Source organism: Novosphingobium rhizosphaerae (genome assembly GCF_050920675.1).
Taxonomy (GTDB): domain Bacteria; phylum Pseudomonadota; class Alphaproteobacteria; order Sphingomonadales; family Sphingomonadaceae; genus Novosphingobium; species Novosphingobium rhizosphaerae.
Window position 1 is genome coordinate 1,434,893 of the sequence record NZ_CP137861.1, and the last position, 20,063, is coordinate 1,454,955.

Annotated in this window: 19 protein-coding genes and 3 pseudogenes; 9 read left to right on the forward strand and 13 right to left on the reverse strand. The window is 64.4% G+C overall.

Annotation, left to right across the window (positions count from 1 at the left end; all coding sequences use genetic code 11):
• Positions 1 to 9 precede the first annotated feature (9 nt).
• Positions 10 to 1,038: an IS110 family transposase gene (locus R9J51_RS06605; protein ID WP_179506690.1), complete on the forward strand. Its 1,029-nt coding sequence runs from the start codon at positions 10 to 12 to the stop codon at positions 1,036 to 1,038.
• A 322-nt stretch (positions 1,039 to 1,360) separates the two neighbouring features.
• On the opposite strand, the pseudogene R9J51_RS06610 reads toward R9J51_RS06605, so the two are convergent.
• Together R9J51_RS06610 and R9J51_RS06615 are read right to left on the reverse strand one after the other, a co-directional pair.
• Positions 1,361 to 1,456 (reverse strand): annotated as a pseudogene (locus R9J51_RS06610) (transposase); the annotation flags it as partial.
• A 58-nt stretch (positions 1,457 to 1,514) separates the two neighbouring features.
• Positions 1,515 to 1,610 (reverse strand): annotated as a pseudogene (locus R9J51_RS06615) (transposase); the annotation flags it as partial.
• 322 nt (positions 1,611 to 1,932) lie between these two features.
• Between R9J51_RS06615 and R9J51_RS06620 the strand changes: the two are divergent.
• Both R9J51_RS06620 and R9J51_RS06625 read left to right on the forward strand, forming a co-directional pair.
• Entirely contained in the window at positions 1,933 to 3,303 is a 1,371-nt protein-coding gene (locus tag R9J51_RS06620) for an IS1380 family transposase (RefSeq protein ID WP_066763960.1), read from the forward strand.
• A 196-nt stretch (positions 3,304 to 3,499) separates the two neighbouring features.
• Positions 3,500 to 5,302 (forward strand): sensor domain-containing diguanylate cyclase, encoded by a 1,803-nt coding sequence (locus R9J51_RS06625; RefSeq protein ID WP_179506184.1) that lies wholly within the window; start codon positions 3,500 to 3,502, stop codon positions 5,300 to 5,302.
• 16 nt (positions 5,303 to 5,318) lie between these two features.
• Here R9J51_RS06625 and R9J51_RS06630 read toward each other — a convergent pair.
• From R9J51_RS06630 to R9J51_RS06670, 9 genes are all read right to left on the reverse strand, one after another.
• A protein-coding gene (locus R9J51_RS06630; protein WP_179506185.1) for an IS5 family transposase occupies positions 5,319 to 6,073 on the reverse strand; the annotation gives its coding sequence in 2 pieces (ribosomal slippage) (positions 5,319 to 5,743 and positions 5,743 to 6,073; 756 coding nt in all).
• Positions 6,074 to 6,750: 677 nt separating this feature from the next.
• Positions 6,751 to 6,945, reverse strand: a complete 195-nt coding sequence (locus tag R9J51_RS06635; RefSeq protein WP_432787905.1) for a hypothetical protein — start codon at positions 6,943 to 6,945, stop codon at positions 6,751 to 6,753.
• A gap of 107 nt (positions 6,946 to 7,052) precedes the next feature.
• Positions 7,053 to 7,412 carry a hypothetical protein gene (locus R9J51_RS06640; RefSeq protein WP_179506186.1) on the reverse strand — a complete coding sequence of 120 codons (360 nt, stop codon included), beginning with the start codon at positions 7,410 to 7,412 and terminating at the stop codon, positions 7,053 to 7,055.
• 313 nt (positions 7,413 to 7,725) lie between these two features.
• On the reverse strand, positions 7,726 to 8,226 hold the full coding sequence (locus tag R9J51_RS06645; RefSeq protein WP_432787906.1) for a nuclear transport factor 2 family protein: 501 nt from the start codon (positions 8,224 to 8,226) through the stop codon (positions 7,726 to 7,728).
• Positions 8,227 to 8,235: 9 nt separating this feature from the next.
• A complete protein-coding gene (locus R9J51_RS06650) occupies positions 8,236 to 9,609 on the reverse strand; it encodes an NAD-dependent succinate-semialdehyde dehydrogenase (RefSeq protein ID WP_179506187.1) in 1,374 nt (457 codons plus the stop codon).
• A gap of 47 nt (positions 9,610 to 9,656) precedes the next feature.
• On the reverse strand, positions 9,657 to 10,430 hold the full coding sequence (locus R9J51_RS06655) for an SDR family NAD(P)-dependent oxidoreductase (RefSeq protein WP_179506188.1): 774 nt from the start codon (positions 10,428 to 10,430) through the stop codon (positions 9,657 to 9,659).
• Between the two features lie 117 nt (positions 10,431 to 10,547).
• On the reverse strand, positions 10,548 to 10,844 hold the full coding sequence (locus R9J51_RS06660; protein ID WP_179506189.1) for a YciI family protein: 297 nt from the start codon (positions 10,842 to 10,844) through the stop codon (positions 10,548 to 10,550).
• A gap of 20 nt (positions 10,845 to 10,864) precedes the next feature.
• Complete coding sequence (locus R9J51_RS06665; RefSeq protein ID WP_179506190.1) at positions 10,865 to 11,674, reverse strand: SDR family NAD(P)-dependent oxidoreductase; 810 nt, start codon at positions 11,672 to 11,674, stop codon at positions 10,865 to 10,867.
• A 177-nt stretch (positions 11,675 to 11,851) separates the two neighbouring features.
• Positions 11,852 to 12,811, reverse strand: a complete 960-nt coding sequence (locus R9J51_RS06670; protein WP_179506191.1) for an enoyl-CoA hydratase/isomerase family protein — start codon at positions 12,809 to 12,811, stop codon at positions 11,852 to 11,854.
• Positions 12,812 to 12,972: 161 nt separating this feature from the next.
• Here R9J51_RS06670 and R9J51_RS06675 point away from each other — a divergent pair, with 161 nt between their 5' ends.
• Entirely contained in the window at positions 12,973 to 14,028 is a 1,056-nt protein-coding gene (locus R9J51_RS06675) for a helix-turn-helix domain-containing protein (protein ID WP_218843549.1), read from the forward strand.
• A gap of 15 nt (positions 14,029 to 14,043) precedes the next feature.
• Here the strand turns inward: R9J51_RS06675 and R9J51_RS06680 are convergent, their stop codons facing one another.
• Positions 14,044 to 14,595, reverse strand: a complete 552-nt coding sequence (locus tag R9J51_RS06680) for a TetR family transcriptional regulator (protein WP_218847425.1) — start codon at positions 14,593 to 14,595, stop codon at positions 14,044 to 14,046.
• Between the two features lie 68 nt (positions 14,596 to 14,663).
• On the opposite strand from R9J51_RS06680, the gene R9J51_RS06685 reads away from it, so the two are divergent.
• The 5 genes and pseudogenes from R9J51_RS06685 (at position 14,664) to R9J51_RS06705 (ending at position 18,945) form a co-directional block, all read left to right on the forward strand.
• Positions 14,664 to 15,353: a DUF1349 domain-containing protein gene (locus R9J51_RS06685; RefSeq protein WP_179506192.1), complete on the forward strand. Its 690-nt coding sequence runs from the start codon at positions 14,664 to 14,666 to the stop codon at positions 15,351 to 15,353.
• A 23-nt stretch (positions 15,354 to 15,376) separates the two neighbouring features.
• A complete protein-coding gene (locus tag R9J51_RS06690; RefSeq protein ID WP_432787983.1) occupies positions 15,377 to 15,586 on the forward strand; it encodes a maltose acetyltransferase domain-containing protein in 210 nt (69 codons plus the stop codon).
• A gap of 196 nt (positions 15,587 to 15,782) precedes the next feature.
• Positions 15,783 to 15,884: pseudogene (locus R9J51_RS06695) on the forward strand (sugar O-acetyltransferase); the annotation flags it as partial.
• A 465-nt stretch (positions 15,885 to 16,349) separates the two neighbouring features.
• Complete coding sequence (locus R9J51_RS06700) at positions 16,350 to 16,559, forward strand: hypothetical protein (protein WP_179506194.1); 210 nt, start codon at positions 16,350 to 16,352, stop codon at positions 16,557 to 16,559.
• A 157-nt stretch (positions 16,560 to 16,716) separates the two neighbouring features.
• On the forward strand, positions 16,717 to 18,945 hold the full coding sequence (locus R9J51_RS06705) for a GH32 C-terminal domain-containing protein (protein WP_179506195.1): 2,229 nt from the start codon (positions 16,717 to 16,719) through the stop codon (positions 18,943 to 18,945).
• On the opposite strand, the gene R9J51_RS06710 is transcribed toward R9J51_RS06705, so the two are convergent.
• Entirely contained in the window at positions 18,942 to 19,955 is a 1,014-nt protein-coding gene (locus R9J51_RS06710) for a LacI family DNA-binding transcriptional regulator (RefSeq protein ID WP_179506196.1), read from the reverse strand. The genes R9J51_RS06705 and R9J51_RS06710 overlap by 4 nt on opposite strands.
• Positions 19,956 to 20,063 lie beyond the last annotated feature (108 nt).

The window sequence follows — 20,063 nt, forward strand, 5'->3', positions numbered from 1 at the left end:
GGATCAGTTATGGCAGACGTAGCAGTGATCGGCATCGATATCGGCAAGACCTCGTTCCACCTGGTCGCCGTCGACGCCTCCGGTGCGATACAGTGGAAGAAGAAACTTAGCCGCTCTCAGCTGATGCGCCATATGGAAGGGTCACCGACCTGTTTGGTCGGCATGGAAGCCTGCTGCGGCGCTCACCACCTTGCGCGCGAACTGTCATCGCTTGGCCATGACGTTCGCCTGATGGCGCCCCAGTTCGTAAAACCGTTCCTCAAGTCCAACAAGAACGACTACCTCGATGCCGAGGCAATCGCCGAAGCCGTTCAACGACCCACGATGCGCTTCGTGCCGGCAAAGTCGGTTGATCAGCTCGACCTACAAGCTCTTCACCGCGTGCGTGAGCGCCTGGTGAGCCGCCGAACGGCGGTCATCAACCAGATCCGCGCCTTCCTGCTTGAGCGTGGTATCGTGTTCCGCGCCGGCCGCCGCCATATGGCACGCGAGATGCCACTGCTGTTCACCGACGAACGAACCACCCTGTCGCCGCGGATGCGGTTGATCCTGCAGCAGCTCTGGGACGAGTGGCGCAATCTTGAGGCCGACATCGCCTCAGTGACAAAGGAGATCGAGACGATCGCAGCCGCAGACGAGGGATGCCGACGCCTGCTCGCGATTCCTGGGGTGGGTCCCTTGGTCGCTACAGCACTTGTCGCAGCGGTCGCTGACGGAACCGGCTTCAAGCGTGGCCGCGACCTCGCTGCATGGCTCGGGCTCGTGCCCCGACAGCACTCCACCGGAGGCAGATCGACGCTGCTCGGCATGTCTAAGCGCGGCAATAGTCACTTGCGACGCCTGTTCATCCACGGCGCAAGATCGGCCAGTCTGCACATGAACCGGGAGCGCGGACACGGACCGTGGTTGAGCCAGCTTGAAATGCGAACTCATAAGAATATCGCGGTGGTCGCGCTGGCGAACAAGATCGTGCGTATCAGTTGGGCGGTGTTGGCTCGGCAGGAAGAGTATCGGCCACCTGTGCCGATCGTCGCCTGACGGCAAACACCTCGCGAAGAAGTCTGCAAGTCGAGGAGTGATGGCAAGCAGTCGATGGTGTCACGACCGAAGCCTGGTTCAAAAATGCAGTCTTCCAAGGCTGGACCAATTGTTAGGCCGGTCGTGCGCGTATCCCATCATGGCCAGGGATCGAGATGTCCCACACACAGGCCGGATACATTTACGCAGACTGTGCCGCCAACCACATCTCATGCTTGCCAGACGGGGGCGGACCATACATTTTTGAAAGGAGGTCCTTCAGCCCGGCATTGTCCAGCATGGCCTCCGCCAGCAATCGCTTCAGCTTGACGTTCTCTTCCTCGAGCCGCTGCGAGACCTCCGCTACCGGATACCCGCGCTCGGTGATCTGCGCCACCGCATCACGCTTGAACTCATCACTGAAATTGGGCTTCCCCATCATCGCCTCCTGTCCTCAAAATTAGGATCAAAGGCGTCCAGAAATCTAGGGGCTACTCACCATGGCGCCAAGCCAGGTCGGCGGTCTTCGCTCCCTCCTCCTGTTCCTTCAGAACATCGATGATCTGCTCTTCTGTGAACCTTGCTCGCTTCATTCGTCCGTCCTTCCATCGGGCCAGACTCTAATCATGCTTGGAGGAAAATCAGAGGGGCACGTCAGCATGACCGCAGGAGCCTCGCCAACGGCGTGAGCGCAATGCGTCCGGTTCGGCACCTATTGCTGCATGTCGTGCCAGTGGGTAATTTGTCCTGGCAACCCAGTGGCTGGATCAGCGCTGGCGAATGTTGCTCAAGAGTTAATCACTCCTAACCTGTCTTATTCACCGCGGCGGGTGAGAGGGTTGGCGGGAGTGGCGTAAGCGATTGCTTTGCAGTAGGAAAATGGGTGTCTAGACCAGTCCTTCAGCGAGGCAATTTATGCCACGGACCACACCCGCCGGGAGCGATGATAGCGCACCGGGATTTTCGTTTCCAGCGGTTGGCGGCAAGAAGGTCACAACCGCGTTCGACGGTGGCCGGCTGACCTCTGACGGCGGCGTTCTGCTGCTGGCGCAGGCCGAGCGCGCGATGGGGATCTGCCGGCAGCTTGCTGCGTGCATCGCCGATCCGCGTGACCCGACGCGGGTGATCCATCGCCTCGATGACATTCTGCGTGCCCGTGTGTTCGCGATCACGTGTGGCTATGAGGACGCCGATGATCTCGATGCCCTGCGCGACGATCCGGGCTTCCGCCTGGCGCTGGGCAAGTTGCCGGGATCGGGCGCGGGGCTGGCCAGCCAACCGACGATGAGCCGCTGGGAGAATGCACCGACCACGCGTGAACTGGCCCGGATGATGGTCGCGATGATCGGCGTTTACTGTGCCAGCTATCCGGCCCCACCGGCGGCGGTGACGCTGGATATCGATGACACGTGTGATGTCGTGCACGGCTATCAGCAGCTCTCGTTCTGGAACGGACATCACGGTGAGCGCTGCTTCCTGCCGATCCATGTGTACGATACCGCGAGCGGGCGGCCGGTGGCGATGCTGCTGCGCACTGGCAAGACGCCGTCGGGTGCCGAAGGTGCCGGCCACATCCGGCGCCTGGTGCGTCATATCCGCCAGCACTGGCCCGATACCCACATCACCATCCGCGGCGATGGGCACTACGCCCGTCCCGAGATCATGGCGTTCTGCGAGGCGGCCGGGGTCGATTACGTGTTCGGCTTGCCGACCAACGCCGCGCTGCGGGCCGATCCGGCCATCGTTGCCGTCGCCGATGCCTGCGCGGTCAAGCGGGCCCAGGCCCAACATCCGGTCCTGCGCAACTATGTCGAGACCCGCTACGGCGCCAAAAGCTGGAAGAGCCAACGCCGCGTCGTCGCCCGGATTGAGGCCAGCACGCTGGGCATGGACATCCGCTATGTCGTCACCTCGCTGACAGAAGGCTCGCCCGAGCACATTTACGACACGCTCTATTGCGCGCGCGGCCAAGCCGAAAACCTGATCAAGCGCCACAAGACCCAGTTGGCCAGCGATCGCACCTCGTGCCGCTCGGCCAATGCCAACCAGATGCGCCTCATCCTGCATACCGCCGCCTACTGGCTGATGTGGCGCGTCCAGCAGGCCATCCCCAAGGCCACCTCTCTGGCCACTGCCGAGTTCGCAACGCTGCGCCTGCGGCTGCTCAAGGTCGCCGCCCGCGTCATCGAGACCGCCTCGCGCATCCGTGTCGCCTTCGCGTCAGCATGCCCCGACGCCGGCGTGTTCAAAGCCATCGCCACCAGTCTCCGGCCAGCGCCGACATAGCCAGCGCGGCTGTGCCGCACAAAGCCCGAGCCATCGCCCATCAACCTCGAAAAGCCATCGGTTTTGCTGCGGCGAAAAACGCCGCCGAAACCGCGCGCCCGGATCACGCGGCCACCGACACATCAAACCCGGCACGCCCCAGTGCAGCGGGCTCATGAATAAGCCGGGCTAAGCACTCGGGTTCTAGCCAGTATGCATGAGACTGGCGACCATCACCAACTGGGCCTACGGCGTGACCGTGGTTCTGTCGCTCATTTCCGGGGGCACCATGCTGCTCGCTTCGCGCGCCCAGACCGAGGAACGCGCGGCAGTCGCCCAGCGCGCTTTGCTGGATCGAGCCGCTGAAAAGATCGTGGAACAGGAAGGCGCGCTGAGCAGTCTGGCCCGGCGTTTCGTGATCCGCGGCGAGGCGAGCGACATGGTCATCTATCAGCAAACCAGGCAGGGGCTGCGTTCGGTTGAACAGCGCATGCGCGGCATGGTGGATGCCGGCGCCTCTGCGGAGGAACTGGATGCGCTCAAGGCCGGCATATTGGCCATCGACGCCCTACAGGACGAGCAGCAGGAAGCTGTTGCCGCGCGCCAGGAGGGCAACAAGGCTTTGGCCGTGGAACGTCTGTTCGGGGCTGATTACGAACGCGATCTGGATCGCGCGACCGCCCAGTTCGATCAATTCCAGTATCGGCTGGATCAGCGCACCGAAGCGGAGGTGAGCCGCGCCACCGACCTCTCGCGGCTGTGGCGGTCGGTCTCGGAAGCGGCGCTGGCCGTCACCGCCTTCCTGTTCCTGTGCGTGATGTATTTCATCTTCCGCAAGCGGGTTATTCATCCGGTGGTGAAACTCAGCGATGTGGTGGCACGGCTCGCGGCGGAGGATTACGCCGCCATCCCGCCGGAGTTCGACCACGTCGACGAGATTGGTGACATGGCGCACGCCATCCGGGCCTTTCGCGACAATGGCCTGGCGCGGCAAAGACTGGAGCTGGAACGCAGCACCGATCGTGCCATCCGCGACCTTCTCTCGCGCATGACCCAGCGCATGCAAGCGAGTGACACGTTTCACGACCTGAAATCCGTGGTGGAATGCTTCATCCCGGAGATCGCACCGGCCTATGCTGGCAGGCTGTATCTGCTGGACGAAACCCGTCAGGTGATGGTCGAGGTCGGGTCCTGGCTCTCGCCCGCCCATTCCCCGCCGGAATTTCCGCCCCTCTCCTGCTGGGCGTTGCGGCGCGGCCTGCCGCATCGGCCCGGCGGTGACAGCATCGATATTCCCTGCGGCCATGTTGGCAGGCAGGATCGCCCCGTCGATGCTATCTGCCTGCCCTTGACCTCGCAGCGAGAAACACTGGGCCTGCTCTACCTGGAGCGTCACCACCGCTCGCATAGCGAGGCGGCCTCCGAAGCCTATCTCACTGTTCTAGCAGAGAATATTGCTCTGGCCATAGCCAACCTGCGCCTGCGGGAAGCCTTGCGCACCATGGCCTTGGCCGATCCCTTGACCAGACTAGCTAATCGCCGCCACCTCGACGCCGTGCTGGAAGCCGAGATCGCCACGGCCCAGCAGCATAATCAGCCGCTAAGCTGCATCATGATCGATGTGGATCATTTCAAGCGCTTCAACGACACCCATGGCCATGATGCCGGTGACACGGTGCTGCGTGAGGTGGCATCCACTCTGAAAGGCTGCGTGCGAGATGGCGGCTTTGCGGCGCGGGTCGGCGGCGAGGAGTTTCTGCTTCTCCTGCCGGGTCTATCGATGGACCAGGCCTGTGAACGCGCGGAACTCATCCGGCAGCGGATCAGCGATCTGAAGTTGCGCATGGATGGACGGGAACTTGGGCCGGTCACAGCGTCCTTTGGCGTTTCGAGCACACCGGAAATCTGCAGAGCGGACAAACTGCTGCAAACCGCCGATGCGGCGCTGTTGCGAGCCAAGGCAGCCGGACGCGATCGGGTGGTATGCGCCCAACCGCGGCTGGCTCAGGCACGAGGCTAGGTTCAGGACTCACTGATCAGAGCCAGAAGATGACGGTGGCCGCCAGAGCAATCGCCGAGAAGAAGACGGTAGGGCAGCGGTCGTAGCGGGTAGCGACGCGGCGCCAGTCCTTCAGACGGCCGAACATGATCTCGATCCGATTGCGTCGCCTGTAGCGGCGTTTGTCATATTTGATGGGCTCGTTGCGCGATTTCCGGCCCGGGATGCAGGGCTTGATGCCCTTTTCCTCCAGCGCATCCCTGAACCAGTCGGCATCATAACCTCGGTCGGCGAGTAGCCATTGCGCCTTGGGAAGGTCGTCGATCAGGGCGGCTGCACCGATGTAATCGCTGATCTGGCCGGCGGTCATGAAGAAGCTCAAAGGGCGGCCGTTGGCATCGGTAACGGCGTGGAGCTTGGTGTTCATGCCGCCCTTCGTGCGGCCGATCAGGCGGCCGAGATCCCCCTTTTTACCGCCAGGCTTGATGCCGTGCGGTGCGCCTTCAGATAGGTCGCGTCGATCATCACCGTCTTGCGCTCAGCGCCGGCCGAGAGCCCTTCCATCATGCGCGTGAAGACGCCCATCTGACCCCAGCGCTTCCAACGATTGTAGAGCGTCTTGTGCGGGCCGTAATCCTTCGGCGCATCCCGCCAGCGCAGTCCGTTACGATTGACGAAGATGATCCCGCTCAGCACGCGCCGATCGTCCACCCTTGGCCTGCCATGGCTCTTCGGAAAATACGGCTCGAGCCGCGCCATTTGCTCGTCCGTCAGCCAATACAAGTCGCTCACATTCGGTCTCCTTGCGGAGCCTGAATCAGATCGCGCCTCTCACATCAATGGGTCCTGACCCTAGTCACGTCGTACCAGCCGCCATTGCCAAGCCCAGATCCGGCGCGGTGACGGAAAACCCCAGCTCATGCATCCAGGCCGGCGTGAAACGCAGGCTTTGGCCAGGCTGCATCCCTGCGCACGGACAGTGTCCTCGCGACAGAGGTTCACGGCGCATATTTCTGCTTCAATTGAAGCCCGGTATCTGATGGCGCGAGAGCATGCCGTCGCTCACGGTGAACCGGATGGCATGGTCGCTGTCTACGATCGCCCCGTTCGATCTATCCTTCTTCGACACCCAAATCGCGTTGTTCTCGGACGACGAGCGGGTGTTCGCTGCGCCCCGCCATTGTCGCCGACCCACATGGTGGTGCCAGGCCATCGGACCAGCCATTCATTGCTGACTTTCGCCGGATGAACCTATGACCGTTTCCGACGTCGCCGCCGGCAGCGGTGAACGACCGGTATTGGGACGGCAAACGTCAGTCGGCTGGCCGGATTCGCAGCGGCCGCTGCCGGCCAGACTCACTCGTTCGGGCGCCCAACCATGGAAGGCAGCTTCCGACAGAATTTGCCACGTGCAAGTCGTCAGCCGCTCTGCATCAACGCGCTCGGTCAGCCGATGACGCGGGCCGTCGTCAGCGCAACTGATCGATCAGGGCATGAGCGACGGCATCGGAGCTGGCGGGGTTCTGCGCAGGGATCAGCTTGCCGTCGGTGACGAGAAACGGTGCCCAATCCGGCCCCTTCTCGAACGTTGCGGCGAACTCCTCGAGCCAGAACCCGGTTTTCTTGCCGGTGTCGCCCACTGCGTCGTGCGAGGTCAGCACCATGAGAATCTTCTCGCTATTTCCTTTCCCAAGATTCGCCGCGGGATCGAGCGGAGGCGGTTCCTTGAGCGTTCCGATCGGTCGCGGGATCGCGTCCGACGCGGGCTCGGTTAGCGCGCGGTGATCCGGTAGACGCTGGCGGGCGGCAGGTTGGCGGGAACGGCGCGGATGCGCACCGCCTGGAGGCCGAGCTGGTCGAGCAGGCGTCGCGGGACGGGTGCGCGCGGACCGTAGGTTAACTGATGCAAGACCCCGCCGTCTTCGAGCTGCTCGAAAACGGCGAGCAGGATCGCGGCGACCTTGTGCGTTTGCATCGCCAGCAGCGGCAGGCCGCTGATCGCTGCCCCCGCCTTGCGCGCGTCATAGAGCGGCGTGGAGCGCAGCGTCACGGCATCGACTCCGAGAAACCTCGCCCTGGGAAACTCCCGCTGCAGCGCACCGAGAATCTCCTGGCCGTTTTCGACCAGCACGAGGTCTTCCTCCGCAACGCCCCTGGCGAGCAGGGCACGGATGAAGACGCCGGTGCCCGGCCCCAGTTCGAGGATCGGCCGGTGACCGCCGAGACGTCAGGGGTCATTGCCGCTGCCAGCCTGGCGCTGGAGGGGACGACTGAGGCTAGCCGCAGCGGGTTCGTCAGCCAGGCGCTGAAGAAGGCGAGGCACGGAGCGTTTGCGACAGCCGCGGCATTGGCGGCCGGGTCAGTGAAGCTCGGCTGCCTCCGCTGAGGGCGCCGCTCCGTCATCGGTCCAGGATCTGGGCAGGACAGCGGCGGCCGACATGCGCCTACGCTGCCCCGCCTTCGGAGGCTGCCGCCATTCGGCGCGCGGCCTCGGCGCCCAGCTTGGCGACGACATCTGCAGGGCGCAGCATCACCACCAGGTCCACCATCTTCCCCGCCGCGTCGAACCGCACGAGATCGATGCCGAACAGCGTGTCCTCCCCCACGCGGGCGGTGAACTCCAGCGCGGTGCCCTCCGGACCATCGAACCGGCGGAGATACTGGAAATCCTCGAAGATGCTGAACACGAGGCGGAGCACGCCGACCAGCGCTTCCTTGCCGCGATACGGCTCGAACTGGGCCGGGTTGTGATAGGTCACGTCGTCGACGACGAGCGCGGGCAGCGCGTCCCAGTCACGCTCGGTGACGATACGATGCCACGCCTGCACTGCCCGTTCGGCGATCGGGTCGCTGGCCGCTGCAGCGGCTGGATTCTTGTCAGTCATCTCGAAATCCTCGTTCTGTTGGTTCAGGGTTGGCGGCGGGTGGACGAGGGCCTTGCCCACCCGCTCCATTCAGGCCTTGGCCACGACGACCAGCTTGCGGTTCACGAACTCCATGATCCCGGCCGTGCCGAGTTCGCGTCCGAAGCCGGAGCGCTTGATCCCGCCGAAGGGCAGTTCGGGGCGCGAGGTCGTCGGCGTGTTGATGAACACCATGCCCGTCTCGATCCGCGAGGCGAGCGAGCGGGCACGGGCGATGTCCTGCGAATAGATCGTGCCGCCGAGGCCGAAGTTGGAATCGTTGGCCAGCGCCACCACAGCCTCGTCATCGTCCACCACGAACAACTGCGCGACCGGGCCAAAGAATTCCTGGTAGAAGGCAGGATTGTCGGGGGAAACGTCGGTCAGCACGGTCGGTTCGTAGAAGAAGCCCGGACGATCGGGGCGTTTCCCACCGACCAGCACCTTGGCGCCGTGGCGCACTGCTTGCTCGACCTGCGCGGCAAGACCTTCCAGACCTTCCCGGGAGGCAAGCGGCCCGAGCAGCGTTTGCGGATCCAGCGGATCGCCCATCGGCGCACCGGCCATCGCGCCGACGAACGCTTCCGTGAAGGCATCGGCAATCCCGCGCAGCACGATGAAGCGCTTGGCCCCGGTGCAGATCTGCCCGGCATTGCCCAGGCGTCCGAATATCCCGCCCTGTACCGCCGCCGCCAAATCGGCATCGTCGAGCACGACGAACACGTCGCTGCCGCCGAGCTCCATCGTCGACTTCTTCAACATTTCACCAGCACGCGCCGCGACCTTGCTGCCGGCGCCTTCCGAGCCCGTAAGGGCTACGCCTTGGACGCGGTCGTCGCCGATCAGCTTCGCGACCTTCGCCGCGGAGATGTAGAGGTTGGTCACGGCACCTTCCGGCGCGCCCGCCTGGCGGACGAGATCCTCGAACAGCGCGGCACACTGGGGCACGATGCTGGCATGCTTGTAAAGCACCGGATTGCCCACCGCGATCGCCGGGGCGACGACGCGCACCAGCTGGTAGATGGGGAAGTTCCAAGGCTCGACTGCGACCAGCACGCCGACCGGATGAAACTCCACCCAGCCTTCGCCGACGTCGCTGGCGACGGGTTGGGGCGCGAGAATCATCTCGGCATGGTCGGCATAATAGCGGGCAATGCCGGCGCACAGATCGGCTTCCATCTGCCCCTGGGCAAGGGGCTTGCCCATTTCCTCGGCCATGGTCTGTGCGAGCAGGTCGCGATTGGCCGAGAGGAGATCGGCCAGGCGCCCGAGCACCGCAAGGCGTCGCCCGCGCTCTTCTCGGCTCCACGGAGACTGGAACAGCGCGTGTGCCGTTGCCAGGGCCGTTTCGACGTCGGCGTCCGAATGTTCGGCGAAGGTCCGTATTGTCTGCTCGGTGAACGGATTGAGGGTACGATACGCCATGTGCTTACCTTTCGACTGGGGAACGCAAAGGGGGAAGCAGCGCCGGTTCAGCGACGGTAGCGCTCGGCGGGCTCGGCGTTGCTGAAGCCTTGCGCCAGGTTCATCCGGGCATGCTCGAACGCTGTCCAGCTGGCTGCATCGGGCACCGGCGGGATGGTGACGAGCTCGCGGCGATCGAAGCCGATCAGCGCGGCGTCGACGAGATCCTCGACATCCATCACGTCGGGCACCTTGCTGATGTCGCCGCCCATCCGGTCGTAGATTTCGGTGCGCGTCGCGGCCGGCAGCACCGCCTGGACATAGATGCCCTTGTCGCCGACCTCGGCGTTGAGGCTCTGGGACATCGTCATCACATAGGATTTGGTCGCGGCGTAGATCCCGTGCGAATATTCGGGGAGGAGCGCCAGTGCCGAGGCGATGTTGACGATCGAACCGCTGCCGCGCGCCAGCATGCCGCCGAGCACTGCGGCGGTGAGGAGGGTCGGTGCCAGCGCGTTGAGCCGCAGCAGCGATTCGAGCGCGGCCGGATCGGCATGCGCCATGCCGCCGGCAAGGCCGGCCCCGGCATTGTTGACGAGAATGTCGATCGGCGGGTCGGCGCGCAGGCGGTCGGCCACGCGCTCCAGCTGCGCCGCATCGGTGAGGTCGGCGACGAGGACGTCGACGGGCACGTTATGCGCCGCGCGCAGCTCGTCTGCGAGCGCATGGAGGCGATCAGCTGCGCGCGCGACGAGGACCAGGCCGTGGCCGCGTGCGGCAAGCCGGCGGGCATAGATCGTACCGATGCCGCTGGAAGCGCCGGTGATGAGAGCAATCGTCATGGGGAAGCACCTTCTGGTCGAATGGGGAATCGGGCGGGCGCAGGCCCGCTTGTCCCGGAAGCGCTGTGCCGCTTCCGAGAGGGTTGAACCGCAGTGCGGGCGGAGCCTGTCGAGCCGTTAGCCGCGCGAGCGCATCTGCAGCATCGGGAAATGCTCGTAGTGACCGACTCCGGCCTTCACGATCGGATCTTCGGCGGTGAGCGCCGCGATGTCGGCATCGTCCGCGATTTCCCAAATGGCGACGCCATAGGGGCCGGCGGGATCGGCGACGGGGCCGTGGGCGACGATCTGGCCGGTCTCGCGCAGCGCGGACTGCCAGTCGCCATGCTGCTGGAACAGCGCCTGTTCCGCCTCGGTGATGGTGGGGAGGAAGTCCGCGCGTGGCGGGATCCACTTGGTCAGATAGGCTTTCATCGGAATGCTCCTGAAAGGGGTCAGGCGGCGGTGGCGACGCTTTTTAGGATCGAGCTCTCGAACATCTTCGGCGCGTAGCTCTGCAGGAAGAGGAACATGCCGACCATTTTGCCCACGGGATTGCTGAACTTCGGATCCTTGGCGTCGATCAGCTTGCCGATCGTCTTGATCACCGCATCCGGCTGCTCGGCGGCATCGATGCCCTTCTGGGTCGCGATGGCCGCCTTGCGACGATACAGGTCGTACTCGCCGATGTCGCCGGCGACGGGCTTCACTGCATTGGCGCCGAGGTTGGTCTTGAACCACACCGGCTCGACCATGCTGACCTTGATGTTGAAATCGTGCAGCTCGAAGCGCAGCGACTTGAAATAGCCCTCTACCGCATGCTTCGACGCGGTGTAGAAGGAGAGGTTCGGCGGCCCGATCAGCGCGACGATCGAACTGACCGTGATGATCTTGCCCGATCGCTGCCTGCGCAGATACGGCAGCACTGCGTTGGTGACCTTCACCGTGCCCCAGAAATTGGTCTCGAACTGCTGACGGGCTGCCTCGAGCGGGGTTTCTTCCGCGAGGCCGGTCAGCATATAGCCGGCATTGTTCACCAGTACGTCCAGCTTGGTCACGGTGGCGAACAGCTCGGTCGCGAACGCGTCGATGGAAGCGTCTTCACCAATGTCCAGGCGCAACAGCTTGAAGGGGAAACGGCCGGCATAGCGTTCGGGCTCGCGGCTGGTGCCGATCACGGTGTGGCCCTGGTGATGCAGCGTATTGGCGAGCATCAGGCCGAAGCCCGAGGACGCGCCGGTAATCAGGATGGTCTTCTTCTGCATTGGTCTAGCTCCTGGCGCGACCCGCGCCGATCGATGGGATGCCCCGTATGTGCGCCCGAAGGTCGGTCTCTGCACTAGCCGATCGCGCCAACGTGGATGCGGAAGGCGCCAATCTAGCGAATACGTTCGCAGTGCGCCGGGGCGGCTTCCGTTCGCGCGGAAACCGCCCGGTTTACCTTACTTCCGGCCGCTCTCCTGGAGCTGCCTATTGCCCTCGCCGATATAATATCCCATGCGGGTCTCGACGTTCATCGGGCCGGCATCCTGGATGACCTTGCCGAACACGCCCATACGCTGCTGCAGACCGGGCCAGCCCAGCGACTTGGTGAACTGCTGGTACGATTCGAGCCGTTCCGCCTCGGTGGGAAGCGCGATGGCGTTGATGTGCTTCTTCGTCTCGATCAGGGCCGTCTTGTCGAACGTCGCCAGCCGCATCGCCAGTTTGGTCACGAACCCGTCCAGCTCGGCATCGGGAAGCGTGCGAGTAACCCAGCCGAAGCGCTCCGCGGTGCTCGCATCATAGTCGTCCGCGCTGAGGAAGGCCTCCAGCGCGCGGTCGCGCCCGGCCAGCCGCACGAGATGATCGGAACCGCCGCCGCCGGGAAACAGGCCGATCCCGACTTCGGGCTGGTTGAACACCGCCTTCTCCTTGCTGGCATAGCGCAGGTCAAACGCGAGCATCAGCTCGTCGCCGCCGCCCTGGGTGCGGCCCCGGATCGAAGCGATGGTAAGGAACGGGGCCTTTTCAATGGTCGAAATCAGCTCCACCCACAATGGCATGCCCGTCGCGCTCACCTGCCGGACGAAGCCGGGAAACTGGCCCATGTCAAAATGGTTATAGAAGAACCCGTCGACCGCACTGGTGAACAGCACGACCTTCACGCGGTCATCTTTCGAAAGATCCAGCACCGCCTCGTTGAGCGCCACCAGGGTCTCCGGGACGATGAAGTTCAGCGGTGGATTGGCATAGGATATCTCGCGGACCTCGGGCGAGACGGTCTTCACGACAATGATCGTCTTCGCGGCCGGCGTGGCGGCGGCTGCCGATTGCGGGGGCGGTGCGGACGCTTTTGCCGACGGGGCGGTGCTCAAAAGGGTTGCGGAAAGCAGCAGGGCGGCGCGGATAGAGGCTCGCATGGCAATCTCCTGAAGTTTGGGGCTTCGGATATGCGACACGGACCGCGTCAGTGCTTTAGCAGATCCCGTCAATCTTCATGCCGATCGCGCCATTGCGACCCGCGCGCACTTTGGCGTGATCCGTCATTGAAGTGGCATGTTCCGCATCATAGACTAGCACCATGGCTGTTTCTCAAAAATCCGTCGTGCGCAGGTCTAATTCGATGCTCGACTATGCGATCTGGCCGGGCTGGCGGTTGTTGATGCAGGATGCCGGACTGGAGACGGCGCCGGTACTGCGCCGCGCGGGCCTGCCCGGAGACCTGTTCGCGCGCGATCATGTAAAGATCAGCCCCCAGGCCTTTTTCGACTTGTGGATGGCGATCGAGGCGGAAGCCCGATCGCTGGACGCCGATCTGCCGGCCCCGCTGCGGATCGCCCAGGTGATGACCAGTGACTGGTTCGATCCCGAGCTGTTCGTCACGCTGTGCAGCGCCAATCTCGGCGCGGCACTGGAGCGGCTGGGCAAATATGTCCGCCTTATCGCGCCGATGACGATCCGGCTCGACTGTGGGGGGGGCCGCACCACCGTGACGATCGATTTCCTCGACCAGACCATGGTGCCCCCCGGCGTTTTCCTCGCCTTCAAGCTGGTATTCTTCGTTGCGCTCGGCCGGCTCGCGACGCGCACGCCGATCCTGCCGCTCGCCGTGCATTGGCCGGAAGCGACCGGGATGTCTGCATCGGACGCTGCGCTCTACCAGCAGTTCTTCGGCGTAGCCGTGGGGCAGGCGGCGCAGGCGCAGCTGGTGCTCGCCACCGAAGATATCGATCGCCCCTTCCTGACCGAGAACCACAAGATCTGGGAGTTTTTCGAGCCGTCGCTGCGCCAGCGCCTGTCCGATCTCGATCGCACGGCGAACATGGTGGAGCGGGTCCGCAGCGCGTTGATCGAGGCGCTGCCGGCGGGGGACGTGGCGATGCACTCGGTGGCGAAGCGACTGGGCGTCGGCACGCGCACGCTGCAACGCCGGCTGCAGGAAGAAGGAACCTCGTTCCAGCTCACCCTGGACGCGGTGCGCGCGGCGCTGGCAGACCATTATCTGCGCAAGACGGCGATGACGAGCGCGGAGATCGCGCTGTTGCTCGGCTTCGAGGACGCCAATTCGTTCGTGCGTGCCTTCCGGACCTGGACGGGAACGACGCCGCAGGCTGTCCGCCGCGACGCCCTGGCGTGAGGCCGCGGACGGAGGTCATCCGCCGGCGACGCGCTCGACGATCGCACGGATCGCGGCGCGGTCCAGCGGTGCCTGGTCGATCGAGTTATGGATACCGATCCCTTCTACCAGTGCGTCCAGCGCCCGCGCCGTCAGCGGATCGAAGAACCGTCCCAGCGCTGCCCGGCTGCTGTCCATCCATTGCTGCATCACCGCGCTGACCGGCGGATGCCGCGCGGCGAAGGCATAGAGTTCGTAGCTGAGCAGCAGGGTGCGCGGTTCGGCCCATATCGACTCTGCGATGATGTCGATCACCGCCTCGCGCGCGCTGGCCCGATCCGTCGCCTTCTCCAGCCGCGCGCGGAACGCGGCCGAGGAAGTCTGCGCCAGTTGCAGGAACGCCTCGGTCAGCAGGGCTTCGAGCGACGTGAAATAATAGGTGACCGATCCCAGCGGAACGGCCGCCGCGATAGCGATCCGGCGGTGGGTCGTCGCCGCGACGCCGACCTCGGCGATCACGACAAGCGCAGCGTCGAGGATCCGCTGCCGCCGCGTGGGATCGTTCCGCTTGCCCTTGCTGTCCATCATCAATTCTCTCTGGCGTTCGGTTGTGTACATTTGTACATGTTCGGCAGGATTTCCGAAAGGCGCATGCGATGCTCGACGACTCGATGACCCGACGTACCATTCTCGGCGGCGCCGCAGCGCTTGCGGTAACGGCTTCCGGCAGCGGCGCGCTGGGGCAGGCGTCGGAGGCGTCGGTGCTCGGCCGCCGCGACGGCCGGTGGCTGAACGAACCCAAGCGCTGGTCGACCGATCCGGCCGGCGACCTCGGGCTCGTCACCGACAAGGGCACGGATTTCTGGCGTGAGACCCATTATGGATTTACGCGCGACAGTGGGCATTTCCTCGGCTTTCCGACGGGGGATGCCTTCACTGCCCAACTGCGCATCCGTGGCCAGTATGAAAAGCTCTACGACCAGGCCGGAATCATGGTCCGCATCGACGAGCGCCGCTGGGTCAAGGCCGGGATCGAGCTGTCTGACGGGCGCGCGATGCTGAGCAGCGTCCTCACCGACGGGAAGTCGGATTGGTCCACCGGTCCCTACGAGGCCGATCCTCGCGATTTCTGGATGCGCGCCACCGTGGCCAATGGCGTGCTGCGGCTGCAGGTTTCCGCCGACGGCAAGGCCTGGCCGCTCGTCCGGCTCGCACCATTCCCCGTGGTTGCGGCCTATCAGGTGGGGCCAATGGCCTGCACGCCGGAGCGCAGCGGCCTGGCGATCCGCTTCTCCGATCTGCGGATAACTGCGCCGCTGGGCAAGGGCCTCCACGACCTGAGCTGATGGCGATGACCGAGAAACAGCGCATGCTCGCCGGCGAGCTCTACCGCGCCGACGATCCCGAGCTCGTTGCGGACGCCGCTCGCGCGGCTGCTTGTGCGGCGCGCTACAACGCCGCCTCGGCCAGTGCGGAGGATCGTCACGCCCTTCTGGCGGAATTGGCTCGGATCGGTCGGCGCCAATGTCGTCGTGCGCGCGCCATTCCACTGCGACTATGGGGACAACATCCAGCTTGAGGACGGCGTGTTTCTCAACTTCCGGTGCATCCTTCTAGACGTCGTTGCCGTGCGGATCGGCGCGGGCACCCAGATCGGCCCCGGTGTCCAGATTCTCACCGTAGACCATCCTCGTGGTCTCGAGACGCGCGCGCGGATGCTCGAATTCGGACGGCCGGTCACGATCGGACGCAATGTTTGGATATGCGGCGTTGCGCTAGTCCTGCCTGGTGTCACGATCGGCGACGAAGCGATCATCGGTGCCGGCAGCGTCGTCACCCGCGACGTAGCGGCGGCAACCACCGTCGTCGGCAATCCCGCCCGCGAGGTGCGACGGTGACAAGATGTAGCTACTCGGCGTTAGCGCGAAAATGCATTGTGTCTGCTGTTGCCAAAAGCGGTCTTTCAAGTGGTAAGCCGCGAACGGCAGCTTCGTCCCACACCTCGTCGTTTGGAGCACCATGTGGGCTGGCCAGCAGGGCAGTAGAGACGGCTCAGCGCCCCCTCGGAAGACCGGATAAAAGCCAAGCGGCGTGCCGCCATAATTAGGTGTCATCGACATTGCGGCGGTCCTGGGCAACGAATCGCTACCTATCCGAGTCCATGGCAGTCCAATCGCAGCCAACGATTCCTGGGTTCTAATTGGTGGACTACATGAAACAGCGCTTTCACTAAAAACTGATTACGCTTGTTCAATTGCCTCTCGTTGGATTTCTGCTACCACTTTTGGATCGGCCTGCCTCGTTAGCGAAATCGCCAGTTTTAGGACACGATTTTTCCTGAGATGGGCAATGGAGCCAGCCTGGTCTATTTCACGGCGATTGACCGGACGACTTTTGCCAGGCCAGTGGCGCCGGGCGGACTACTGGCGCTGGATGTCGTGTTGCGCCAGCGCCGTGCAAGCATGGCCAGGTTCGGCGGAGTGGCGCGGGTCGGTGGATTTGCGGTGGCCGAGGCGCAGTTTACTGCAATGCTGGCGCCGGGGCCGGCCTGAGCGCCCGATTATCGTCCAGCAGCATCGCTACCCCGCATTTTGTCGACGTCGACATTTTCCAATTGACGCTCTTGCCGGGCTCGGTCACATTTCGCGGGAAGCAAGGGCACAGCCCGTGCCAAGAACGACTGGAGAGACCGTGCCCCTGAATTCCTCCATGCATCGCGCCGTTCGGTTGGGTGTGCTCGCACTTTCCTGCTGGACGAGGCCTGCCTGCGCCGATGCGCCGAAGGCGATCGCTGACAAGCCCCTGGTCGCATGGTCGTTCGAAGCGTCTGACTCTGGCGGTCCGGCGTATCATACCCAGTTTCCCCAACCGGATTTCGTTCCTGGCGTTGTCGGACAGGCCTGGCGCAGCGACGGCTTCTCGAGCTGGGCGTCGGGTGCTCTGGCGCTGGAGCCCGTGCGAGGCTTTACCGTCAGTACGTGGATTGCGCTGGAAAGTTATCCCTCGGGCTACGAGGCGCCAGTAGACCAGCTCGTTCCGGCATCGATAGCGCAACAAGCCACGCGGGACAGAGGCTTTGACATCTTCATCGATGCTTTTGGCCGTTGGGGCGCGCGCATCTCGACCGACGCTGGTGCGATACGCCTCCGGGCCAAGGGGCCGTTTCCGCTCAACGCATGGGTCCACCTTGCACTGACGTTCGATCCGCCTAGTGGGGAGGCATGCCTCTATCTGTCCGGGCAGCCGGTAGCCTGCCAGAAGCACCGGCCGACGACGTTTCGCGCTGCCGCGGTACCGTTCCAGATTGCCCACAGTTGGCAACAGGCACCGCTTGGCCTGTTCAACATCAATGGCCTCAACGCTGCCTATGACGAGGTGCGGGTCGATGCCGGGCGCTTGCCGCCAGTGGCCGTGGCGGCGGCGGCCGCGACTGTCACGCCGCCTCCGGCCGTGCGATCGCTGATCGTCCCTGCCTCCCGCTTTGCCGGGGACTTGCAGCGTCCCACCTATCACGCCCTGCCGCCGGCCAACTGGACCAACGAGCCGCATGGGCTGGTCCGGCGTGGTGCGACCTGGCACATGTTTTATCAGCGCACGCCCAACGGGCCCTACAAGACCCTGATGACCTGGGGCCATATGCGCAGCGACGACCTCGTGCACTGGACTGATCTGCCATTGGCCCTGCGCCCGGAACTGCAGACCGACGATTTCGGGTTCGACATGAAGGGCATCTGGTCGGGCGACGTGGTCATCGGCCCGGCCGGATTCGCCTATGCGTTCTACACCAGCGTCAACCACAGCGCGGCCTTCTTCAACCCTGGCGTTTCGCTGGCCATCAGCGACGATCCGGGGCTGTTGCGCTGGACCAAAGTGGGGCCGTTGATCGACCGCACTGGCGTGCAGGACATGCGCGATCCATTCGTGTGGTTCGAAAACGGCGAGGCGCGGATGATCGTGGGGGCGGCGCTGGGCGGGTCAGGCGGGCTGGCCTACTACCGGTGCGACAACCTGGCCAGCCGGCGATGCTGGAAACGGCAGCCGCCGTTGGCGCCCTTTGCCGCCATGGACGTCGGCTCGCAGATCTGGGAAATGCCGGTCTTCGAGAAGATCGCGGCAGACCGCTATATCCTGGTGGCCAACCCGATCGGCGGCAAGGTCAGCAAATATGGCGAGCCGGCCACGCGCGCGGTCTATTGGATCGGGCGCTGGGACGGCACGCAGTTCATGCCAGATAACGTCGAGCCCAAGATGCTGGACGTGGTGCCGGGCCATCTCAGCCCGACCGTTTCGCGAACCGCCGATGGCACCCTGGTGGGTATCGGCATTGTCGACGAGCGGCGTACGCCCGAGGCGCAGCGCCAGGCCGGCTGGGCGCATACGTTCGGCTTGCCGCGCGCTTGGCGCCTACTTCCCGATGGCAGGTCGTTGGGCCAGTCGCCATTGCCCGCCCTGGCGAGCCTGCGCGAGCCGGACGGTGCGCTCGTTGCCAGCGCAGCCGGGGTGGGGGAGCGGCGCCTGGGCGATCTGGGGCATGCCGTGGAACTCGACGTGCGGTTTGCCACGCCACCGGCCGCCGGCCAGTACGGCGTGATCCTGGCCGCCTCGGCCGACGGGCGGGAAATCACGCGCCTCTATTACGATGCCGAAAGGCACGAACTCGTCCTCGACAAGAGCCGCTCCACGTTGGCCGCCACGGGGGAAGGGCCGCAAGTGCTGCGTGGCGCCTTTGACGAGGCGGCGTTCGGCAAGCCGCAGGATTTTCATCTCTATGTCGACCATTCCGTGGTCGATGTGTTCATCAACGATGCGGCGGCGCTGTCTTTCCGTATCTACCCCACCCAGGCGGACAGCACCGGGTTCGGCATGATCTCGAGCGCGGAAACCGCCGCCAGCGTAAAGGCCTGGCGGCTTCGCCCGGCGCCGGTCGTGCTGAATTAGGTCGAAGCGCGCTGAACCAGCGGGCAGGGCAGCCGCTCCACCGTCGGCTGTTCGTCCGCCCCGGCCAGCAGCGCGAACAGCCGGTCTGCGGCGCGCACGCCGATCTGGTAATAGGGCAGCGCCACCGTGGTGAGCGGCGGAACCACCTGTTCCGAGATCATGCGGAAATCGTCGAAACCGACAATGGCGATGTCGTTGGGGATCCGGAGGCCCAAGCTGGCTGCGGCAAACATGCATTGCATGGCGATTTCGTCATTACCGGCGAGCATGATGGTGGGACGCGAGGCAGCCGGCGCGTCCAGCAGCTGGCGCGCCGCGGCATAGGCCTGCATCGTTTCGCTGCCGATGGCGCCGGATATGCCCGGCACGATCCATTCCTCGCGGATCGGCACACCGGCTTCGGCCATGGCGCGCGCGAACCCTTCGCGTCGCAGGCTCGATGCCAGGATCAGGGGGTTGAGTGTGACGAAAGCGATGCGGGTGTGGCCCTTGTCAAGCGCATGGCGCGCGGCGGCATAGCCACCGTCGCGGTCGTCCGGCACCACGGCAGGAACGTTGGCGCCCGCAGCAAAGCAGTTGACCAGAACGGCGGGAATGTTGTGCACGCTGGGGTCGAAATCGATTTCGTGGTGATACATCGTGGCAAACAGCACGCCGTCGATGCGGTGCTCCTGAAATGTGCGCCAGACGCGCTTTTCTTCCTCGGCCGTGCCGGAGGTGTTGGCGATCAGCAGGCTCTGGTTGGCCTGGGAGACCCGTTCCTGCACGCCGCGGATGATTTCCACGGAATTCGGCGTGGTCGACACCACGTCGGTGATCAGCCCGATAACCCCAGACCGATTGGTGCGGACCATGCGCGCGGCCAGGTTGGGGATGTAATTGAGACGGGCAATCGCGTCCTCGACCCGGGCGCGGGTCTTGCTGCTGATGTTGGGCTCGCCATTGACGACTCGCGACACCGTCCTGTCCGACACGCCAGCCAGCGCGGCCACGTCCTTGATCGTCTGCAAACTGTCACTCCCGCATTGCGAACCGCACCTTAGCGGCAAATCCCTGCGTCGCCATCACATTGTCGACGTCGACATTTTTAGATTGACGACGTCGACAATGTGATGCTC